Source organism: Chitinivibrionia bacterium (assembly GCA_009779925.1).
Lineage (GTDB): Bacteria > Fibrobacterota > Chitinivibrionia > Chitinivibrionales > Chitinivibrionaceae > WRFX01.
Window position 1 is genome coordinate 1 of record WRAZ01000029.1, and the last position, 17,461, is coordinate 17,461.

The window sequence follows — 17,461 nt, forward strand, 5'->3', positions numbered from 1 at the left end:
ACTTTTCCGTCTTCGACTTTGCTTCCCGCCTGCGAAACGTGGCTGCCCAAAACCTGCGTTAATGCCGCCTGCAACAAGTGCGTTGCCGAGTGTGCGCGGCGAATTTCTTGTCTTTTTTCTTCGTTAACTTTTAACTTATACGTTTTTCCATGACCACCATCAGCTAAAATTGCGGCAAAAGAGTATTTTACTTGAGGAATATCAGAAAATAACCTTGGATTTTCCATAATACTTACAAACATCCCGTTCCAAGTTAGAGTATCTACTATATCTGCTTTCCAATCCCAGCCGGGATTTTCCTTATATTCTATAAGCCCGCTATCACCGACTTGTCCGCCCATTTCTGCGTAGAAAGGCGTTTTGTCGAATACCGCTAATGCTTTATTTTCGTTTATAATTTTGTAGCGATTTACTTTTGCTTTTTCTACTTTGTATTGGTCGTATCCTACAAATTCAGCAGTATTATTTTCATTCAAAATCACCCAACCGTCGGGGCTAAATTCGTCTCCTGCGGCGCTTCTTGCGGCTCTTGCGCGTTCTTTTTGCAGTTCCATTTCTTTGGCGAAGCCTGCTTCATCGATGCTAAATCCGTTTTCTTGCGCGAGCAAATTTGTTAAGTCCACGGGGAAGCCGTAAGTGTCGTATAATGCAAAAACGTCTGCGCCTGCAATTTCGGTTTTTCCTGCTTTTTTTGCCGCTTCCAACGCCGAATTAAATTTTGCAATTCCTGTTTCTAAGGTTGAATCGAAACGCTCTTCTTCGGATTTTATTACGCTTGCTACAAATTCTGCGCGCTCGCCGATTTCGGGATACGCCTCGCCCATCATTTCTACAACGACGGGAATTAATTTGTGCATAAAAGGCGCGGAAAAATCAAGTTGGCGACCGTAGCGGTATGCTCTCCTTAAAAGGCGGCGCAAAACATAGCCGCGACCATCGTTGCTCGGAAAAACGCCGTCGGTTATTGCGAAAGTCAGCGCTCTTATGTGGTCGGCGATTACTCTGAAAGGAATGCCTGTTTTTTCGCTTGACACGTATTTTTTACCCGAAAGTTCTTCTAATTTGCGAATTATCGGCGAAAACAAATCGCTGTCGTAGTTTGACTTTAAGCCCTGAATTACGCGAACAACCCGCTCCAAACCCATTCCTGTATCAACGTGTTTTGCGGGAAGTTCTTTGAGCGAGCCGTCTTTTTGGCGTTCGTATTGAATGAAAACCAAATTCCATAATTCCAAGTATCTGTGGCAGTTGTCGCCGTTTACTTCGCATTTGTGTTTTGGGTCGGATTCGTTGGGGCAAATTCCTTCGCCTAAGTCAATATGAATTTCGGTGCAAGGTCCGCAAGGTCCCGTTTCGCCCATTTCCCAAAAATTGTCTTTTTCGCCGTGTCTTGAAATGTGTTCTTTTTTTACGTCGGTCATAGCTTCCCAGATAGTTTGCGCTTCGTCGTCGTTTTTGTAAATGGTCGCGTATAATTTGTCTTTGGGAAGTTTCCAGACGTCGGTCAAAAGTTCCCACGCCCAAGAAATCGCCTCTTTTTTGTAGTAATCGCCGAACGACCAATTTCCGAGCATTTCAAAAAGCGTGTGGTGGTAGTGATCAACGCCGACTTCTTCCAAATCGTTGTGTTTTCCCGAAACGCGCATACATTTTTGCGAATTTGCCGCGCGTTTCAGATTTTTCGGGTTTTCGCCCAAAAATATGGTTTTGAACTGGTTCATCCCCGCATTCGTAAACATCAATGTCGGGTCATCGTTGGGAACAACAGGAGCGGAACGGACAAATGTGTGCCCGCGCTCTACAAAAAAATCGATAAAACTTTGACGAATTTCTTTCGCGCTTTTCATAACTTTTCCTTTTTTTCGTGTTTTTTCGGGGTAAAAATACTATTTGGCGATACAAAAAAGGGCGTATGCAATACGCCCCTACGAAAAACAATTAAATTTCTGGATTTCTTATCTGTTAACGCTAATCCTTTGCCTCAACATTGATGTTCCGTTTTGCTTAACATTCAAAACGAATACGCCTCGCGCCAAATTATCCGTTCTCAAACCGATAGCATTCACGCCGTTTATCGCGGTGATATTTACACTCGAAATCAAACGTCCTTGCAAGTTATATAATTGCGCGGTGTAGTTGCCCGCCGTGAGGTTTAGGTGAATTTGTCCGTTGCGAATTCCCGCGAAAGAGGCTGTGTTTACGGCTCTTCTTGTTGTGGAATTTCGAGAAATTGACGTCGGCGGCGCAAAGCCGCGCAAAAACGGAAATCCGTTGTTTATTTCACTATCGATTTGCCAAATGTTAGTGAAGTCCCAGCCGATGAAAGTGCTTTGTTGACGTAGTTCTGCTTCAGTCAGCAATCTTGAGTTTTCGCAGATTGTGCCTTCGCTATTGGAAGGAAATAGTTCATACTCACCTTCCAGCGCATAAGAACTTAGGATATTAACCAACCACCCCGAGCCAATTAATTTGCCTGCCCCATAATTACCCGTTACGCTTCCAACAGCATAACTATTTTCAATTACGCCGTATTCGCTTCCGCCAACTAATCCTCCGACACTATGAGAACCTATTATATTTACATCAGCATAACTATTGACTACCGTCCCTCTTCCCAAAAATCCAACCAATCCTCCAAAATCACCGTAAACATAACCGATAATTTTAATAATTCCGACAGCATAACTATTTTCAACCCTGCCGACAGTCATCCCCACTACTCCGCCTACACCACCTTCGCCTTCGTCTCCATCGTCATTTAGTGTTATATTAAAATCTACTACTCCAAGATTTTTAATTATTCCATATTCTGCAACAAACCCAAATAACCCAAACGCAAACATAGTTTGAGCAGAAATAATGGTGTCTATAGTTAGCCCTTTAATAATTTTGTTGTTTCCGTTAAAAATTCCGTTGAAGCCGTTATAATAATCGTAAAAAAAACCTCCAATAGGCACCCAATTTCCGCCAACGAGTTCAATGTCATTTTCAAGCGTAATTGTTTGATTTCGGAAATCGTTGCCGTTATTTACTTGAGTAGCAAATTCTCTTAGTTGCGCTTCGGTTGATATTGATATTTGCAGTGCGTTCCAATTTATTGATTGCGCCCACACGCTTGCGGAAAATATTGCCGCTAAGATTATAATTTTTTTGATACTCATAAAAACACTCCTTTTTTTGTTCAAATAATTGATAGAAAAATAATATCCGCCCACAATTACCGCCGGCAAAAAAGAAAACGCTGATAAATTACTGTCCCAACAGCTTAATCTGCTTGTTATTCGTAAGCGCTTGCATTTGAGTAATTGCAGTTGCGTTCAACTGAATTAGTCGTTGTGATTGCGAGAGTTCTTGGCGAATAAGAAGTGCATTTATGCTTTCCATATTCGACAAAACTACCAACTGTTCCAGTGTTGCATAATCGCGCATATTTCCTTTTAAGTCGGGATTTTCTTCGCGCCATTCTTTGGCGGTTTTGCCGAAAAGGGCGACGTTCAGCAAGTCCGCTTCGTCGGCATAAAAGAAATTCGCTTGTTCTTTTGTAATCGCTTGGGGAACAAGTTTTTCTTTTACGGCGGAAGTGTGTATTTTATAGTTTATTTTTGCTAAAGTTCGCTGTAAATTCCATTCAAGAGACAGACGTTTGGTTTCGTCTTCTTTTAGGCGTTCAAACTCTCGTATCAAAAAATATTTGAATTCGGGTGAAAGCCAAGTTCCAAACTCAAAAGCAATATCTTTATGTGCAAAAATTCCGCCGCCATAACGCCCTGCTTTTGAGAAAATACCAATTGCATTTGTCATTTCTACCCAACGCTTTGGAGATAATAAAAGTCGTCCTTCCCCATTTCTAACCGTATGGAAACCCATACGGTTAAAATTCGGATTGTTCACTTGCTCCCAAACCGCTAAAAAATCAACCGTATAGCGCGTACTCATCCAGTTTGCAACAACAATCCGCGCTTCTAAATCGCTTTTGTGGTTTGCCATATCAGTCAGCGAAATGTAATCGCCAATTTTTTCGGAAACAACCGTTATTTCCGTGCCCTGAACACTAATTTTTTCATTTTTCGGCATTTTCTCTCCTTTTTGCGGTGAAAATAATATCTGCCCTTAAAAAAGTGAGAATATTACAGAAAATTCAATAAAACAAGAAGATTTCACCTACTCAAAATCAACATTTTATTATTTTTATAATATTGGGAGGAAAAAATGAAAAAAAACGCGGAAATTTATGATTTAATTTACAGTGTTTACAAGGGCAACGAAGGAGTTTTGGAGTTTTTAATTCCGCATTCGGAACACGTTGCGAAGCTTGCGGTGAAAATCGCTAAAGAGCACAAAAAAGCAGACGTGGATTTTGTTGAGCGGGCGGCGCTTTTGCACGATATAGGAATTTTGAAAACTCACGCGCCGAATATAAAATGTTTTGGGGAGGCGCCGTATATTCAGCACGGGATTTTAGGCAGAGATATTCTTGAAGAACACGGTTTTATGCGCGAGGCGATTGTCGCCGAAACGCACATCGGCGTGGGACTTACGGCAAAATACATTTTGGAGAACAACCTTCCGCTTCCGCCCATTGATATGGCGCCGACCACTCTCGAAGAAAAAATTGTCGCTTACGCCGACCTTTTTTATTCCAAAAGCCCAAAACATTTTACAACGCCAAAAACGGTGGAAGAGGTGAAGAAAACCGTGAAAAAATACGACGAGGCGTCTTACGAAGTTTTTAAGAAGTGGCACAAAAAGTTTGGCTGATGTAGGGGCGTATTACATACGCCCAAATAGAAAATGCGGACAAAATCGAGCGTATGCAATACGCCCCTACAAATACTCCTTAACAATTTTCTTTGCATTTTCGTATAGTATTCGTTTGCTTTCTAAGTGCGCGTTTACTTTTTTCACGAACTCGTTTTTGCAGAATTCGCCGCGGACTTCTGTGAAATCGTCGCTTGCGGTATCGATGTCGCCGTCAATTCCGAAGCCGATTTTCATTGAGGCGGAATATTCCTTTTGCGCGTCTTTTAAGAAGCACTCGTCCAATTCAACTACCGCCGCATACCACTCGTCCAAAAATGCGACTATTTCGTTTTTGCTCATTTCGCGCATTGGTTTTTGATAGTATTTTTCTATCTCGCAAAGACACCAATCCCACGCAAGTTCGGGATATTTTTTATGCGCTTCGTAAAATTTTTTGTTAAATTCATCGACCGAATTTACAACGCCGTTTTCGATGTCTTTTACAAGTTCATCGACAAAACATTTAGGAACTAAGCAACCCGCAATGTCGAGCCAATCGCCGGTTCCTATATTTTGCGGCGTAAACATTTTCCGTAAATCTTCGGCGCATTCGGTTTGTTCGTTGCGCAGTTTTTTCACATAAAAATTTCCGAAAAACTTTACCGCGCCCATTGTGTAATTACGAATTCCGTTCGACAGCGAGGTAGGCGGAATATACGTGTTATTATAAGGATAAAGCTGCTCCTCAAAACCCGTTATGTATTCCTTGGCGTTGCGAACTTTCAGGTCGTATAAAATGTCTCTTCCCCGCAACATTCTCGATACCGAAAACGGATTAAGCAGGTCGTAGTTTACGAGGTCTATCATTTTTCCTCTTCGCTTGTCGCGGATTTTCCATTTGTCTGCGTCGCGGATTGTTCCGATTTTTTTTATGTTTGTTCCAACCACCAAAATGCTTTTGTTCATTTGCTCAATAAGGTAAGAATACGGCATATATTTTGTGTCGCAATGGTCAACGTGCCGCCCCATAACAAGCGTAAAAGGTCCTGTTCTTGCAGGATACAAAACGTAAGAATTGGAGGAGGTTTTTGTTCCGCGCTCAAAAATTCCCTGATGCAAAGGTCCCATTTTATACAAATTGTTGCTTTGGTTTGAGCCGCTGCCCGTGTTGGTGAACAAAAAATATCCCGAAATCAAGAGCGACGATTTGTGGTGGGTTACGGTATGAGGTCCCGCAAAAACCGCGGTCGCTTCGCCGTGATGACCGACAAAATTTGCGAAAAAGAGCGAGTTTTCCGCCGAAAATCCGCGCGATAAATCGCAACCTTCCCCGACAAAACAGCGCGAAATTGTCGCTCTGTCCATAACAGACGAGCCTTCGTGAATTAAAAAATGGTCGGCAATTACGCCTGTTCCCATTCGCACGGGCGCTTTTTCGCTGCTTTCTATGTTTCCGTTGTGGAGGCGCGACGAATTCAGAATTTGCGTAAAGTCGCCTATGTTGCAGTCGGTTATTGTTCCCGCGTTCGATATTTTTACGTGGCAACCGATTTTCCCAATGTTGCTTTCAAAAGTTTTTTTGGTGTTTTCGGCGATGTCTTCAAGTTTCTCGATTAGTTTTTTGTTGTGCCTGTAAAATACCATTAAATACGCGAATTGAGCCGACATTCCCGCAAAAATCGGGATACTGCGCCCGCCCATTTCGTTGAGAGGCGAAACCCGCGTTCCGTTTCCGAAGTAGTTTGTAGAGCGAACTTCGAGCGTATCGGTATTTTCAATCATCGAGCCTTCGCCGATTTCGTAGTTTGCAATATGCGTTCCGATTTTTGAGATATAAACGCCGTCGCCGATTATGCAGTTGTGAATGTGCGCGTCAAAAATTCCGCTGTGTTTTTCAATACTTGCTATTTGTATTTTTACGCCTGTTTCGCCGATTTTCACATTTCCCGAAAAGTGTGCGTTTTTGCAGAATTTAGGATTAAATCCATCCTTTACCACTTCGATATTTTGCCAATTATCACAAAAACACCCCTGATTTTCGAGGGCGCTTATTTCTTCGTTTGTCAATTTTCTGTATGCCATATTATAGTTCCTTTTCTAAAAATTCGCGCGGAAGTTCAAAGGGCAAATTGCCTTGGTTTTCTTCGTAAAGCGATTTTATTCTTTCGAGTAATACTCTTTTTACTTGCGGGTCGTCGGTAGCCTCAAACATATCTAACAGAAACATTATTCCCTGCTCCGCCCTCCCCGCCTGAGCAAGCGCCGTAGCCGAAAGTCGCGCCCAATGAGGAGGCGTGTTCGGAAATTGCGAAGCGTATGCAAAGAGTGCCGCCGCGCGCGTGTAATCCTGAAATTGCGAATAATAAATCCAACCCAAATAAAAATACATAAGCCGCTGATTTCGTCCGCGAACTCGGCTCGTTCCGTTCTCCAAAATCATTCGCGCGCCTTCCCAATCTCCCGTAAGTTGCGGAAGCATAACCGCCGCAAATTCGTAAGGCGGATAAAACTGCGGATGAAGCATATTTATCGCCAAAATCATTTCCCTGAGCCATTTTCCGTCGCCGCCGCTGAATATTTCTTCGCCCGTGTAAAGGACTGTTCTTATCCATAAATAATGCGCAAAAACCGTTTCAAAACCAAGCAAAAACGGAACTATGTCCGGAGAAGAAATTACCGCCGTAATCCGCTCCCTCTGCCAAAAATCCTGCGATTTTTCTTCTTTTAGGGGTTTTGAGGCGAAGAATGTTCCAAGCCATAAAACCAAAAGCATAAACAGTAGGGGTAAAACATTTTTTGCCCAATATCCCGTAGGGGCGTATTGCATACGCCCTGCCGAACGCTTGGCATTCGCGATTTTGGGCGTATGCAATACGCCCCTACATTCCATTACGCCGCTCACGACAAATCCTTTTTCTCGAATGCCGCCGCCGCCAAAGTCAAAGCGATTGCCATAAATAAAATTCCGTAGGCAAGCGCCGAAAAAACATAGCCGATACTAACGGGATTTTCGAGCACAACCGCCGCTCGCAAGTTAAAATAATCCAAGTTTGGCATTATCAGATTAAACGCTTGCAAAAACGGCAAAAGCCACGCGTCGCCGCCTAAATTTGTAAGTCCGCCCAAGTGATTAAAATGCCCGATTATATAAAAACCTATGGTAAAAATCGCCGCAAGGGTCGGCGACGAAATCACAGAAAAAAGCAGTGAAAACGCCAAAATTACGCCGAGTTCGGTAAGCAACAGAGTAAGCGCTTTTACGTGTATCAGCCCGAATTTTCCGCTTATTTCGCCGCTTCCTTCAGCCGCAATCGTAAGCGAAACTGCAAATACCGCCGACATTATCAAAAAATTCAGAAAAAGCGTTAAATATACGCCTAAAAATTTCCCCCAGATTATGCTTGCGCGGTTAATTGGCTTGGTTGCTGTCAAATAAATCGTTTTGCCGCTGATTTCCTTGCCCAAAATAGAACTGCCGATAAAAACCGCCAAAAGCAAACCGCTTAAACTCATAGCCGCAAGCCCAAAATCGTTCATAACCTGCACTCGCGCAAAAACCGACCAGTCCCCGAAACTCACCGACAAAACTATCAGCACGCCCACAAAAAGCAGTATATTGTAAAGCACTTTATTGCGAATTGTCTCGCGAAAAGTATTGCTTGCGATTGTCAAAATTATATCCATTCTTCACCTTCTCCTTCCTCGGAATTCGCGTATAAAATCTCTTCCAAAGTCGGCGCTTTTTCGCCTGTTTTATCGGCGTTTTTCACGATTTCTTCCACAGTTCCCGAAAGCCGCAATTTTCCTTTCGACAAAACCACAATATTATCGCAAAGCGCCTCTATGTCTTCCACAATGTGAGTGGAGAAAAAGATTGTCGTTCCCTGTTCGGCAAGGTCTTTGAAAAGTTCTCTGAAAAGTCGCCTGCCCAAAGGATCCATTCCGCTCATCGGCTCGTCCATTATAATAAGTTTGGGATTTGCGATAAGCGCCTGCGCCATATTAAGCCGTTGTTGCATTCCCTTTGAAAACGATTTTACCCGTCCGTTTGAGTGGCGGCTCATTCCAACAATATCCAAAACACGCCTGATTTCGCGGTCGATTTCCTTTTTGTAGAAGCGTTTCAGATTACAGATAAACTTCAGCGTTTCGTATGCGGTTAAATGTTCGTAAAAATACGGTTGTTCCGACACAAAAGCCACTTCTTCGCGGGCAAGGGGATTATTTGCGGGCATTCCCATTAAAGAGACCTCGCCTTTTGTCGGTTTTACGAGCCCCAAAATCATTTTTATCGACGTGGTTTTTCCTGCGCCGTTTGGTCCTATAAATCCTGTTATCGCGCCCTCGTTAACTTCAAAAGACAGGTCGCTAACAGCGGTTTTTGCCTTTTTTTCGAGCGCCTCGTTAAATATTTTGCCGACATTTTTAAGCTCTATCAATTTTTTCGCCATTTTACCCTCCGTAATGAAACAAAAATACATTGCGGAGTGCTTTAAAGAAAAGAAAAAACGCTATTTTTATAAAAAACTTGTCAATCTGTTAGGAAAAATATTATTTTGATTATTATAAACCGCACAAAAGCAAGGGGATTAATTATGATTTTGACGCAAACAAGAAAAAACGACTTTTTTCTCAAAGAAAACAAGCAATCACAGCTTTTGCAGGCAGACAGAAATCAAGCGATTATAAGAAATTATCGCGGCAAATTGCAATGGACAGGAAACCTCGACGAAATGAGAATTGACAAACAATGATTTTTGCAGACACTTCCGTTTGGATAGATTATTTTAACGGAAAAATAACACCGCACACAGACGCCCTCGACAATGAATTATTTTACAACAACGTTTTAATTGGCGATTTGGTAATTACCGAAGTATTGCAGGGTTTCAAAAATGATAGCGATTTTGAAACGGCGAACTTCGTTTTGAGCAATCTTGAGTATTGTGATATGGCAGGCAAAGAAATTGCTATTAAAGCCGCCGAAAATTTTCGTAATTTAAGAAAAATGGGAATTACAGTTCGCAAAACTATTGACGTCATTATCGGAACATTTTGTATAGAAAACGGCATTACCTTACTTCATAACGACAGAGATTTTGACCCAATGGAGAATTGCTTGGGATTGAGTGTTTATAGTGTATAAACCTACAATTTCCACAGAAAAAAGATAAAACTCCCCACTCAATCGCAAACAAAAATTATTTTCCCGATACCACATAGACGAAATTGTAGAAATTTTGTTTCAGCATTTCGTTATTTCCATAAAAATACGAGCAAAGTTGCTCGTCAAGGCTGTTCTGTTGTCTTGTATTTTTATGGAAATCAATAAACATATTCGTCTATGTGGTAATACCGATTATGGGCAGAACAGCCTTTACTGTTTTGTCTTAACTTAATTTTTAATTTTAGGAGGTTGCTTTATGGGCAAAGTTATCAAGGTTTTAGCGATGATGTTGATTATCGCTTGCGGGGGTTGGGCGCAGTCGGTTAATTGGAGTGCGAGTAATATTACAATAACAACGGCAGGGCAATTTAGAGAGTTGGCAAGTTTGGTTAATGAGGGGAAACGAAATTTTAGAGGGCAATATATTACTCTAACCAGCAATATAAATCTTCAAGGCGACAGAAGAAATCAGTGGGTACCGATAGGAACCAGCACAAGACAATTTCAAGGTACTTTTGATGGACAAAACAATACTATTAGCGGAATTTTCATAAATCAATCCGATAGAAATAGCCAAGGGTTATTTGGTGTTGTCGGAGAAAACGGAGTAATAAAAAATCTAAAAATTGACGACGTTAATGTCAGAGGCAGAGATGCTATAGGCGGGTTGGCAGGACGAAACTACGGCATTATTAAAAACTGCCAAACAGGCAAAAATATAAGTGTAAGGAGCGGAAGCGCTACTTCCGGTCAATTTGTTGGGCATAATTCCGGCAGAATTTCAAATATCGTCGCTTTATCAGATAACATTCGCTTAATTGGTTGGAGTGCAAATCAAGCGCAAGCAACAAATATCACAACCCCGCAAACAATACAGCAACAGATAGAACGAGACTCAATAGCACGAGCAAGAGCACAGCAGCAACAACAACGACAAGCAATAGCAGAAAACCAGCAAAGGCAACAAGCAATGCAACAGCAACAAGGAGCGCAACAGCAACAAGCAACGCAACTGCAACAACGAAGCGCCACAACACCGAGAGTGCGAACATACAAAGAAATTTTAACCGAAGTCGGGTTAGACGAATACATTCCGGTATTTGAAGAACACAGAATTACCGACTTGAACGTGATACGCTCTTTAACAAGCGAGGATTTTAGAGAAATGGGAGTTCCGATAGGCGACAGAAGAAGAATTATTGAAGCGTTTGCGGAAACACAAAATCGTCCGCAAGAAATTCAAAACCAGCAAATAAACCAACAATCAAGTCAGCGAATGCAACCATTGCAACAACCAATCGCCTTACATCCTGTATTCAGAAGAACTTTAATCGCAGGAGGACTTGGCGAATATGTTCTTACATTTGAAAGATACGGAATTGACAACATAAATAAGTTGCGCTCTTTGACAAGGGAGCAACTCGTAGAAATGGGAATAGGCGCGCTACACGATAAAATCGCAAATCTCGGCGGCGCGGCAATACGGCGAGGAGCGGGAGCGGTACGACGTTAACGGAATCTTAACAAATGACAATTAACAAAGATTTGACTTAAAAAAGCGCTGTTTTTATAGGTTTCACATCTTTCTTTGAGTTATTTGTTATAATAATATTATAAAAACCCCAAAATACCGCTTTACAAGGTGGGCAAATAGTATATTGGTGGCGATTTTTATTCAAATTTAACCTTAAAAAGGGGATTTTTTGTAATGCCTACAGCTAAAAAAGAAACGAAAGAAGTTAAGAAGAGCGCTCCGAAAAAGGAAGCGGCTGTTGAAAAAAAGCAACTCAGCACGGATGTTGAGCCCGAATTGCGCGATATGAACATAGAGGGTCTTGCACACGACTTCCTCTACAAAATCAAGTATTACCTGATTAAAGACGCTCCGAATTTCACGTCGTCGGACGCATTTGTCGGGCTTTCGCTTGCAATGCGCGACCGTCTTGTCGAAAGATGGATTGAAACACAGAAAACATACACGGAAAGCAACGCAAAAAGAGTGCATTATTTGTCGCTTGAATTTTTGATGGGGCGCCTTTTGGGCAACAACGTGTCAAACTTGGGAATTACCGAAAACACCAAAGGCGCGCTCAAAGAACTTGACGTTTCATTTGAAGAAATCGAAAGCCAAGAAATTGACGCGGGGCTCGGAAACGGCGGCTTGGGTCGCTTGGCGGCTTGCTTCTTGGATTCTATGGCGACTATGGAATTGCCCGCAGTTGGCTACGGAATTCGCTACGAATTCGGTATCTTTATGCAGAAAATTTTTAACGGCTATCAAATCGAAACTCCCGAACAGTGGCTTGCAAACGGAAATCCTTGGGAAATCAAACGTCCCGAATATCAATACAAAGTGCCTTTTTACGGAAGACTGGAAAGCTATACGGACGAAACCGGAAAAGTTCGCAGACAGTGGGTAGATACGAACGACGTAATGGCGGTAGCCCACGACATTCCTGTTCCGGGATACAGAAACAACACGGTAAATACGCTTCGTCTCTGGGCAAGTAAAGCGGAAGACGATTTCCATTTCGGAAGCTTTAACTCGGGCGATTACGTCGGAGCGTGCCGCGAAAAATTGGACAGCGAAACAATATCGAAAGTTCTTTACCCGAACGATAACAACCACAGCGGAAAAGAATTGCGCTTAAAACAGCAGTTTTTCTTCAGCTCGGCTTCGCTTCAGGATATTATTCGCCGTCATTTCAGAAGCAACAAAACGCTTGCAAATTTCGCGGACAAAAACGTTATTCAGCTTAACGACACCCACCCTGCAATCGCGGTTGTTGAACTTATGCGCCTGTTTTTGGACGTATATAATATGGAATGGGACGCGGCTTGGGAAATTATCACCAAAACTTTTGCTTACACAAACCACACATTGATGCCAGAAGCGCTCGAAAAATGGTCGGTCGGTCTTATCGCTCATCTTTTGCCCCGCCACATCGAAATTGTTTACGAAATTAACGCGCGTTTCTTGCGTGAAGTTTCGTTCAAATTCCCCGGCGACAACGACCGTCTCCGCAGAATGAGCATAATCGAAGAAGGCGACGAGCAAATGGTAAGAATGGCGTATTTGGCTATTGTTGCAAGTTTCTCGGTAAACGGCGTTGCGGCGCTTCACTCAGACCTCCTTAAAAACGGACTTTTGAACGATTTCTATCAAATGATGCCCGAAAAATTCAACAACAAAACGAACGGTGTAACTCCCCGTCGTTGGATTTTGCAGGCAAACCGTCCGTTCGCGGATTTCATTTCTTCCAAAATAGGTAAAGATTGGATTAAGGATTTGTCGCAACTTAAAAAACTCGAAAAATTCGCAGACGACGCGGCATTCCAAAAAGAGTGGATGGGCTACAAAAAAGCGGCAAAAGTACGTTTGGCGGAGCAACTCGAAAAACGCAACGGTATTAAACTCGATACAAATATGCTTTACGACGTGCAAATCAAGAGAATTCACGAATACAAACGTCAGCTTTTGAGCGCGCTTCACGCAGTTTATCTGTATTCCGAAATTAAATCGGGCAACACCAAAAATTTTACGCCGCGCACAATTATGTTCGGCGGAAAAGCGGCGCCCGGTTATTATATGGCGAAACTCATTATTAAGTTCATAAACAACATTGCGGACGTCATTAACAACGACCCTGCAACCAAAGGACTTTTGAGAGTTCATTTTGTTCCGAACTACTGCGTATCTATCGCGCAATATCTCTTCCCCGCAACCGATTTGAGCGAACAGATTTCTACCGCAGGAACGGAAGCGAGCGGAACAGGTAATATGAAATTTGCGATGAACGGCGCGCTTACAATCGGTACAATGGACGGAGCGAACGTTGAAATGGCGGAAGAAATCGGCGAAGAAAATATGTTTATCTTCGGACTTCGCACAAACGAAGTTCACGATGTTCAAGCCGCTGGCTACAACGCGTATTCTTACTACGAAAAGAGCGACAAAATCCGCAAAACCATCGACTTTATCAGAAGCGGATATTTCTCACAAGTCGAAGAGGGGATATTCAACCCGCTTTTGGACAACTTGCTTTACAACGACCGTTATCTTCTTTTGGCGGACTTCGACGATTATATCCGCGCGCAAAAAGAAGTATCGGATTTGTACCGCGACAATCCGAAAGAGTGGGCGAAACGTTCTATTCTCAACGTAGCGCGTATGGGTAAATTCTCGTCGGACAGAACTATCGCAGAATACGCAAACGATATTTGGAACTTGAAACCCGTAAAAGTTAAGATTTAATTTTTGCAGGCGAAAAATAAAAAAAGGTTGTCCGAGTTTTCGGACAACCTTTTTTTTGATGTTTACCTTTCGGTTTTAATCGTCGTCGAATGCGATTAAAGCTGTCGGCGCCTGTTTATTAGATGAAACCTGCTTAAAACGCCCTACGTTTCTCGACGCGCGGTTGCCGCCGTTTTTGCCGTCTATAAGCATTATTACATCGCTCACAATTTCTTTCATTGTATCTGCCTGAGATGCCAAACCTTGTGCGTTCGTTGCCAAATTCTGCGAACTGTCGGACAAGCCCTGTGTTCCTTGGCTGATATGCCCTACCGTCGTATTCAGTTGCGAAACGCCTATCGACTGCTCTTGCGTGGCTGAGGTAATTTCAGCTATGGTCGTAGCTAATTTCCTTGACGCTTCTGTAATTTTTTCGATTGTTGCCGCAGTTTCTCCTGCCAAATTTACGCCGTTTGCGCAACTGTTTTGCGAGCCTTCTATAAGCGACGCCGTCTTTTTCGCGCTTTCGGCGCTTCGTTGCGCCAAATTTCGGACTTCTTCTGCAACCACTGCAAAACCTTTACCCGCCTCGCCTGCGCGTGCCGCTTCTACCGCCGCGTTAAGAGCCAAAAGGTTGGTTTGGAAAGCAATATCGTCGATGTCTTTAAGAATTTTCGCCGTATCGTTGCTCGATTTTTGGATTTCGACTACCGCTTCGTTAAGACGTACCATAGCATCTTGGCTTTCTTCCGATTTTTCTACGCTGTCTTTAACCAATGCTTCGGCGGCTTTTGCGTTGTTTGCGGTTTGCTGTATCATTGAAGTTATTTCGTTAAGCGAAGCCGACATCTGTTCCAAACTTGCCGCTTGCTCGCTTGCTGTGTCGGAAACGGTCATTGTAAGTTGCGAACTTTTGCTCGCCACATCAGCGACGCCGCTCGACTCCTCGTCCAAGCCCCCTATGTTCTTGTTGATATTCATTATTATAGACTTGGAGAATATTGCCGTGTAAACTATCGCAAGCAACAAGAAAAGAATTAGCGCGGCAATCGCGATAAATATTATACTGCCCTGTCTGTCGTATGCCTTAAGCGAAAACTCTTCCAATCTGGCGTCGGCTTCGTTAGCCATTCTTGTCAAATTTTCGGACATAGCTCTGAAATGCAAAACTCTTTGTCTGGCATGACCATCGATTTCGTCAAAAGCCTGTTTCAAATCTCGAATAGTTGCATTATATATTACAACACTATCGAGCATTCTGCCCGACAAATTTTTAAAAAACGGATTAGTAGTAGTAGTGTTCAAATCTCTGAAAACGCTTTCCAGTTTTCCCATGTGTTCGAGTGCAAGACTTGCTACTTGTTGTCTGTGTTCGGAAGCCGAAACGCGCGACAAAGCAAAAACTGCAACGTCCGCGCGACCCATTCCTATATAAGAATCAAATGTAGAAATCAATCTGGCGTATCTGCGGCGAACTGCGGCGGGGTTCATCGCTTCCAATTCGCGTTCCAAAAGCGCGGTAATTGTGTCGCCTTTCCAATATTCGTCAAGAATTTCATTCACCGCGTTGGTTAACCTTTCGGCAGCTCTCTTTTTTTCGACAGCATTGTTAGCAAGCCTGTTTATTTCCGCCGATAAGCGACGATATTCTCTAGCCTTTAAAATTAAACTGTCCGCTTGTCTGCCCTCTGCGGCAAGTATTTCGGGATAGCTATAAGCCAAAGTCCTGAGATTGTTAAGCGCAGTCTCTAATTTTTCGAGATGCGCTACCCCCAAATCATAGTCTCTTTGAGAAAAAGTGTATTGATACGCGCGAAATTCATAGCCCGCGCTCAAAATTTGCTCAAGCGCGCCGGTTGTATGGCTTACGAGCGGAACATAAATTTTTGCCTGTTGATAAGAATCCTGTCTTCCCAAGACGTTTAAGGTTACTGTGATTGCAACAAATGCCAGCATTAAAACTGCCGCGAGAACAAACGCGCGATACATCCAAAACTTTAAAACCATAAGAGACCTCCATTAGACTGATAATTAATTTTTATTGAACCAATAGCGAATCAATTAAACTATAAATATATCAATTAAATCGGTATTGAGTCAATCAAAATTAAAGACAACTCTATAGGCAACTCATAGACAGCTAATTATTTAAATATACTACAACATATTAACAATTTCCCGTTTTTCTGCAAATTCGGCGATTTTTTTGCGCCGCAAGGCGCGAAGCGCCGCATAAGCAGACGAAATTTTCATACTATTTTGCTTGCAATTCTTGCGCGCAAAATAGTATTTTACCTATAAAAAAACATAAAAATAAAAAAAGGCAGGCTATTTTGAATTACGACGAAATAAACGCGCAATTTTACAGCTCAAAGCAAATCGAAAAAATAAAATCCGTACATATTGCAATCGCGGGCGCAGGCGGGCTCGGCTCAAATTGCGCCGTTTGTTTGGTGCGCGCGGGCTTCGTAAATTTCACGATAGTCGATTTCGACATAATATCGCCGTCAAATTTAAACAGGCAATTTTATTTTGCCGAGCAAGCAGGGCAAATTAAAGTGGAAGCTCTCGGCGAAAATTTGCGCAAAATAAATCCAAATCTGAATTTATCGCTTATCTGCGAAAAAATAACAGACAAAAACATCGACGCTTTTTTTGAAGACGCCGATATTATCATAGAAGCATTCGACAAAGCGGAAGCAAAGGCGCTTATCGCAGAAAAATTTTTATGCGACAAAAAACCGTTCGTCTGTGCAAGCGGAATTGCGGGATTTTCCGACAGCGACCGCATAAAAGTGCGCGCAATCGGTAAAAATTCGTGGATAGTCGGCGACGAAAAAAGCGACGTAAAAAACCTGCCGCCGCTTGCCCCCGCCGTTTTGGTTGCCGCCGCCAAACAAGCTGACAAAGTTTTGGAGATTACGCTTAAAAACTGATATACACAAATAATCGCCGCACCACTTGATTTTAAGGAAACAAATAATGTATTTTAGCTACCGAATACTTTTTTATATTTTCAATTGGGGGTTTATGTGATGAAATATTACAGCATAGAAAAGACCGAAGTGCTAAAATTCAAAGAAGACTTAGTCCCGGTAATAAGAGCATTGTCGGAATTGCGCGGAAGAAACTTGTACCAAGTATCCGACGGTTGCCGTAAACATTTAGATATGGCAAGCGAAGAATTAATTAAATTACTGAAGGGAATGGAAGAAACTTATTTGAGCGCTGACGAAGTTTAATTATAAATTCTAAATCCCAAATCCCCAAAAAAGAGATATCGCAAAACGCTATCTTTTTTTTATAGTATTAAGTTATGT

Annotated in this window: 15 protein-coding genes; 7 read left to right on the top strand and 8 right to left on the bottom strand. The window is 42.4% G+C overall.

The window, feature by feature from the left end; translation table 11 throughout:
- From alaS to FWE23_08220, 3 genes are all read right to left on the bottom strand, one after another.
- Positions 1–1,847: alanine--tRNA ligase (alaS, locus tag FWE23_08210; GenBank protein MCL2845417.1), on the bottom strand; the 1,847-nt coding region annotated here is incomplete at its 3' end.
- Positions 1,848–1,955: 108 nt separating this feature from the next.
- Positions 1,956–3,161, bottom strand: a complete 1,206-nt coding sequence (locus FWE23_08215; protein ID MCL2845418.1) for a hypothetical protein — start codon at positions 3,159–3,161, stop codon at positions 1,956–1,958.
- An 88-nt stretch (positions 3,162–3,249) separates the two neighbouring features.
- Entirely contained in the window at positions 3,250–4,074 is an 825-nt protein-coding gene (locus FWE23_08220) for a KilA-N domain-containing protein (GenBank protein ID MCL2845419.1), read from the bottom strand.
- A 135-nt stretch (positions 4,075–4,209) separates the two neighbouring features.
- Between FWE23_08220 and FWE23_08225 the strand changes: the two genes are divergently transcribed.
- Positions 4,210–4,758 (top strand): HDIG domain-containing protein, encoded by a 549-nt coding sequence (locus FWE23_08225; protein ID MCL2845420.1) that lies wholly within the window; start codon positions 4,210–4,212, stop codon positions 4,756–4,758.
- Between the two features lie 66 nt (positions 4,759–4,824).
- Here FWE23_08225 and FWE23_08230 read toward each other — a convergent pair whose 3' ends face one another.
- The 4 genes from FWE23_08230 to FWE23_08245 are packed head-to-tail and all read right to left on the bottom strand — an operon-like array spanning position 4,825 to position 9,191.
- The gene (locus FWE23_08230; protein MCL2845421.1) at positions 4,825–6,822 is read right to left on the bottom strand and encodes a DUF4954 family protein; all 1,998 of its coding nucleotides are present in this window, start codon (positions 6,820–6,822) and stop codon (positions 4,825–4,827) included.
- Between the two features lies 1 nt (position 6,823).
- A complete protein-coding gene (locus tag FWE23_08235) occupies positions 6,824–7,642 on the bottom strand; it encodes a hypothetical protein (protein MCL2845422.1) in 819 nt (272 codons plus the stop codon).
- Positions 7,639–8,424, bottom strand: coding sequence for an ABC transporter permease subunit (locus FWE23_08240; GenBank protein ID MCL2845423.1), 786 nt, complete (start codon positions 8,422–8,424; stop codon positions 7,639–7,641). Before FWE23_08240 ends, FWE23_08235 begins: the two co-directional genes overlap by 4 nt.
- The gene (locus FWE23_08245) at positions 8,415–9,191 is read right to left on the bottom strand and encodes an ABC transporter ATP-binding protein (protein ID MCL2845424.1); all 777 of its coding nucleotides are present in this window, start codon (positions 9,189–9,191) and stop codon (positions 8,415–8,417) included. The genes FWE23_08240 and FWE23_08245 overlap by 10 nt, the downstream gene beginning before the upstream one ends.
- Positions 9,192–9,335: 144 nt before the next feature.
- On the opposite strand from FWE23_08245, the gene FWE23_08250 reads away from it, so the two are divergent.
- From FWE23_08250 to FWE23_08265, 4 genes are all read left to right on the top strand, one after another.
- The gene (locus tag FWE23_08250) at positions 9,336–9,494 is read left to right on the top strand and encodes a hypothetical protein (GenBank protein MCL2845425.1); all 159 of its coding nucleotides are present in this window, start codon (positions 9,336–9,338) and stop codon (positions 9,492–9,494) included.
- Entirely contained in the window at positions 9,491–9,886 is a 396-nt protein-coding gene (locus FWE23_08255) for a PIN domain nuclease (protein ID MCL2845426.1), read from the top strand. Before FWE23_08250 ends, FWE23_08255 begins: the two co-directional genes overlap by 4 nt.
- 277 nt (positions 9,887–10,163) lie before the next feature.
- On the top strand, positions 10,164–11,420 hold the full coding sequence (locus FWE23_08260; protein ID MCL2845427.1) for a hypothetical protein: 1,257 nt from the start codon (positions 10,164–10,166) through the stop codon (positions 11,418–11,420).
- A gap of 195 nt (positions 11,421–11,615) precedes the next feature.
- A complete protein-coding gene (locus FWE23_08265) occupies positions 11,616–14,162 on the top strand; it encodes a glycogen/starch/alpha-glucan phosphorylase (GenBank protein MCL2845428.1) in 2,547 nt (848 codons plus the stop codon).
- A 75-nt stretch (positions 14,163–14,237) separates the two neighbouring features.
- On the opposite strand, the gene FWE23_08270 is transcribed toward FWE23_08265, so the two are convergent.
- On the bottom strand, positions 14,238–16,148 hold the full coding sequence (locus FWE23_08270; GenBank protein ID MCL2845429.1) for a methyl-accepting chemotaxis protein: 1,911 nt from the start codon (positions 16,146–16,148) through the stop codon (positions 14,238–14,240).
- Between the two features lie 323 nt (positions 16,149–16,471).
- On the opposite strand from FWE23_08270, the gene thiF reads away from it, so the two are divergent.
- Both thiF and FWE23_08280 read left to right on the top strand, forming a co-directional pair.
- The gene (thiF, locus tag FWE23_08275; protein ID MCL2845430.1) at positions 16,472–17,077 is read left to right on the top strand and encodes a sulfur carrier protein ThiS adenylyltransferase ThiF; all 606 of its coding nucleotides are present in this window, start codon (positions 16,472–16,474) and stop codon (positions 17,075–17,077) included.
- Between the two features lie 96 nt (positions 17,078–17,173).
- The gene (locus tag FWE23_08280) at positions 17,174–17,383 is read left to right on the top strand and encodes a hypothetical protein (GenBank protein MCL2845431.1); all 210 of its coding nucleotides are present in this window, start codon (positions 17,174–17,176) and stop codon (positions 17,381–17,383) included.
- Positions 17,384–17,461 lie beyond the last annotated feature (78 nt).

What these genes read in the sequence shown, in the direction of transcription:
- FWE23_08215 (MCL2845418.1), bottom strand. Translation starts at nt 3,161, where the DNA reads ATGAGTATCAAAAAAATTATAATCTTAGCGGCAATATTTTCCGCAAGC.
- FWE23_08220 (MCL2845419.1), bottom strand. Translation starts at nt 4,074, where the DNA reads ATGCCGAAAAATGAAAAAATTAGTGTTCAGGGCACGGAAATAACGGTT.
- FWE23_08225 (MCL2845420.1), top strand. Translation starts at nt 4,210, where the DNA reads ATGAAAAAAAACGCGGAAATTTATGATTTAATTTACAGTGTTTACAAG.
- FWE23_08230 (MCL2845421.1), bottom strand. Translation starts at nt 6,822, where the DNA reads ATGGCATACAGAAAATTGACAAACGAAGAAATAAGCGCCCTCGAAAAT.
- FWE23_08240 (MCL2845423.1), bottom strand. Translation starts at nt 8,424, where the DNA reads ATGGATATAATTTTGACAATCGCAAGCAATACTTTTCGCGAGACAATT.
- FWE23_08245 (MCL2845424.1), bottom strand. Translation starts at nt 9,191, where the DNA reads ATGGCGAAAAAATTGATAGAGCTTAAAAATGTCGGCAAAATATTTAAC.
- FWE23_08250 (MCL2845425.1), top strand. Translation starts at nt 9,336, where the DNA reads ATGATTTTGACGCAAACAAGAAAAAACGACTTTTTTCTCAAAGAAAAC.
- FWE23_08255 (MCL2845426.1), top strand. Translation starts at nt 9,491, where the DNA reads ATGATTTTTGCAGACACTTCCGTTTGGATAGATTATTTTAACGGAAAA.
- FWE23_08260 (MCL2845427.1), top strand. Translation starts at nt 10,164, where the DNA reads ATGGGCAAAGTTATCAAGGTTTTAGCGATGATGTTGATTATCGCTTGC.
- FWE23_08265 (MCL2845428.1), top strand. Translation starts at nt 11,616, where the DNA reads ATGCCTACAGCTAAAAAAGAAACGAAAGAAGTTAAGAAGAGCGCTCCG.
- FWE23_08270 (MCL2845429.1), bottom strand. Translation starts at nt 16,148, where the DNA reads ATGGTTTTAAAGTTTTGGATGTATCGCGCGTTTGTTCTCGCGGCAGTT.